This is a genomic window from Pseudomonas sp. K5002 (genome assembly GCF_013386655.1).
Taxonomy (GTDB): domain Bacteria; phylum Pseudomonadota; class Gammaproteobacteria; order Pseudomonadales; family Pseudomonadaceae; genus Aquipseudomonas.
The window spans coordinates 1-462 of sequence record NZ_JACARK010001710.1; the positions used below are offsets into that span (position 1 = coordinate 1).

1 protein-coding gene is annotated in these 462 nt (G+C 64.3%); it reads left to right on the plus strand.

All coding sequences use genetic code 11. The features are described from left to right. The coding region (locus HX846_RS38845) for a LysR substrate-binding domain-containing protein (RefSeq protein WP_256740571.1) at nucleotides 1–462 on the plus strand (462 nt) is incomplete at both ends.

Below are 462 nucleotides of genomic sequence, written 5' to 3' on the forward strand. Positions count from 1 at the left end.
GTTGGGGACGTCGCTGTTGCAACGCTCCACCCGGCGTCAGCGTTTGACCGAGGACGGGCAGGCCTATTACGAGCATTGCCTGCGTGCGCTGGCGGAACTGGAAGCCGCCGAATCCGTGCTGGAAAGTGGCCGTCAGCAGCCACGTGGACGGTTAAGGGCCAGCTTGCCTTTGGCGTTCGGTCATCACTATGCGGCGCCGGCGTTGTGGGGGCTGATGGACCGTTTTCCGCAACTGGAGATTGAAATTTCCTTCTCCGACCGACTGATCGACCTGGCCCAGGAAGGCTTCGATCTGGCGGTACGCATTGGCGCGCTGCCTGACACCGACCGCCTGAGCGCCCGCCGCCTGGGGGAACAGGCGATTGCCTTGGCGGCGTCACCCGCGTACTTGCAGCGCACACCTCGGATTGACTCCATCGACGACCTGGCCGGGCACCGGGGCATTGCCTATCGCAGCAATGC